Genomic DNA, 3,372 nt, shown 5'->3' on the forward strand with positions numbered 1-3,372 from the left:
AGGCTATTGATGCTTTAGAATCAATGTCATAAGTTAATTATAATTTAACAAAAAAAGCGGTGATCACTCACCGCTTTTGTTTATCTATATCATTTTAGTGATTACAGCTTTGTCCAAGCATCTTGCCAGTAAACACTGGTTGCTGGCTCGTAAGTACCGTTTGAACACCAGCCTGAGTTTGGCCAAGGCTTACATTGGTAAAGTTGCTCATCACTTGCACGAACAATGTCACCTTCTTTATAAGCAGTACCTGCTTGATACGTTGGGTATTCACCTGGTGCTGGTGGCGTGATTTCAGGTTTTACAGACGTACAACCTTCTGTTGCTACTTGCTTCCAAACACCCCACTCACCTGTTGTTCCCGGCTCTTCACCTTGTGTCCACCAGCCAGCTTGCCATACCATACCGTTGTGGCTCACTTCATCACCCGCTACATAAGTGCTGTTTGCACTCCACGTGTTTTCACAAACTGCGCTACCTTCAACCGTCACTACACGTTGTGCTTGTGTGGTTTGTTGTGCGCTATCTGTGACTTGGTAAGTCAGTGTGTATGTACCCGCTTGGTTAGTATCAACCTCACCATCAATAATGATGTTTTCTGTTAAATCACCATCTTCAACATCGGAAGCTGTAATACCAGCTTTAGCATTAAACGCATCACCAAATTGAATGGTGGTGTCTGTAATGCCAGATAACACTGGTTTTTCGCTGAACACTTCTACATTACGTACCACAACCGATTCACTTAATGCGCAGTCGTATGCTTTGTAAGTTAAGCTGTAATGACCCGCTTTATTCGTATCAACACTACCTTCAACGACGATAGATGCTGTTACATCGCCATCGTAATCATCCATTGCTGTTACACCTGCTAATGGCGCAAACAGATCGCGGTGTGCGATTACCACATCTTCAACACCACTGATCACTGGCGCTTTACCTGCTTCTGTCGAAACAATATTGGCTTTCAATGTTGTTTTCGCAGGAGTGATATCCATTGTATCTAATACATCACCACCACAGCTTACTTCTGCACGGTATGGCTTCAGTGTACTTTCAACGTTGATGTGGAAACGGTTCATAAAGCCCGCTTGTAGGCGACGACTATGTAAGTTAAAGGTTTTAGTTCCTGCTTCGTGGGTGAATACATCTACCTTACAAGATGAAGCCGTGAAGTTATCAACGTAAACGCTACCATAAGCACCATGCAGTGCTGGGTACATATAAGTTGGTAATGTTTTCTCTGGATCGTAGTAGCCCACTAATGTTGTGACTGGAATACCTTGCTTGTATGGGATCAAATCAAGCTGATCGCCAATTGTCACGTTCTCATCTAATACCCATAGTCCATTGGTGTAAGTGAACGCGTATTTTTTATCACGAACTAGCGTAAAGCTTTGATCGTTATAGTGAACATTGGTATTCCACAATGACGTAACTTGTAGATAAGCTGTTTTACCTTCAAATGCTTCATCACTTGGCAGGTAAATATTACCAATCCATGCGTGGTTTTTAACGTGTACAAATACCACACCGTTGTTTTCAAACAATTGGTAGAACTTGTCACTTTCTGGGCCGTATTCATCAGGGCCTAAACTTTCATTCGGGCTAACAACAATAGAGAGAGCAAGATCATCTGCCGTTTTATTCGTCCACGGTTTCATGACTTTCTCATTATGATCCCACTTGCTAAAGCCTGTTGGTGATGCAGGATCGAAGTTAGCTTTGTTCTCTAAGAAGTCTTGGAATACGCTTAGTTCATACGGTGCATGTAAGGTGTAAGCGTTGTATTTAGGGTATAACGCCGAACCACCAGACATAGTACCAAAGCCAAAGCTATGACCTTCAAACGGTGCGACACACTCCCCTTCGTAACATGACTCTTGGTTCGTTACACCTTTGGTAAAGTTTGGAATAAAGAAGTTTTTATGAACATCCCAACCCCATGTTGAGTTCACTTCCGTTGAGCTCTTATGAATAGCACCGTTGTAACCACCTGGGTAGTGATTGCCCACACCTAATTCGTGACCAACTTCATGGCTAAATTCATTGCCTGTCGAACCAACAACAGAGGCAACACCTGCGTATGAACCCAATAGGCCATGTGCTATTAAGCCATCAGTGTAGTTACCAATAGAGTTATTCACGGTCACTTGCGCTGCATGATATGGCGCACTGATATTCCACTGGCTTGCAGGGCGTACAATTGACGAGTTCACACCATAACTTGCACTGTTGATACCAGATGAAATTAACTCACGGGCAATACGGTAGTGTGAGTCACTGCCATAAGCATCAGCTTCACTTGGATCAACGCCAACCAACACACGACCATCAGGCAACATGATTTCTTCAAGATGCACTGACTCATAAGGGTTAACGATCAATTTACTGATCTGAATATTTTGGAAATATTGACGATGAAGATCAGGATCTTTCATGAACTGAAATTGATCCCTTGGTTCAGTTAATAAACCAATGTCGATCGTATTTAAGATCATGCTAGTATTTGCACCGATCTTAATGCCTGAAACAGTCCCTTCTTTATTGCTCTCTGCGCTAAAGGTTAAGCTCAAACCTGGTAGCATTGCTTCTGCAGGTAGCACAGCTGAATAGGCTTTATCACTGTAAGCAACACGACTAATTGCCATATCTGCTTCACCGTACCAAATACCATCAACATTCTGGTAAGTGAATTGATTACCACGGCTAATGGTATCTGTGCCCTGTGAGTAATCGATTTGAGAGTTGTAACCTGCATCCGAGGTAAAAGTGATCTTCTTATTATGGAAAGCTTTGTCATCTGGCAGAATAAAATGACGAGCCCAATGACCATCCCCTGTAGAAATATGGATAGTATCGTGCTGCACAATCAGCGCTTTAAAATGGGATTTGCCAGCTTCACCAGCAATTTGACCAAGATCGTTATTGCTAGTAACAGTGAGAGAAAATTGCTCAGGCTTAATAATCTCAACGTATTTATCTAATTTACCTGCGACTTGCGGCAACTGTTGCGGCAAACGCATAACGGTTTGGTAAACCACTTCATTGTTTGCGTTTTTCGCTGTCACCGTTAGTGCTTCACCGCTTTCAAGCATGTCTGCTTGTGGTTCAAACATCACTAAGCTGCGACGCAATGACACAAGGTGCGGCTGACGATCGTTTTCAATCTTGTTGCTCGTTTGCATGATCACGCTTTGAGCAATACTCACACTACCCTGTAGACTTCCTTGTGTATCAGAAGGTAATGATTTCTTATTAAAATATAGCGTTTCTGGTGCTGTGGTTAGTTTTGTTTCTGCGTAACCGTATTGAGCCATTAGCAATGCAGGTAGCAAACTGACTAAATATTTCTTTTTCATTATATCCACA

At 42.5% G+C, this 3,372-nt stretch carries 1 protein-coding gene; it reads right to left on the minus strand.

The features are described 5' to 3' along the window. Positions 1-101 precede the first annotated feature (101 nt). Complete coding sequence (locus E5A76_RS10720) at positions 102-3,362, minus strand: M66 family metalloprotease (protein ID WP_161118923.1); 3,261 nt, start codon at positions 3,360-3,362, stop codon at positions 102-104. Positions 3,363-3,372: the final 10 nt, after the last annotated feature.

The sequence above is a fragment of the Photobacterium lucens genome (assembly GCF_009873615.1).
Taxonomy (GTDB): Bacteria; Pseudomonadota; Gammaproteobacteria; order Enterobacterales; family Vibrionaceae; genus Photobacterium; species Photobacterium lucens.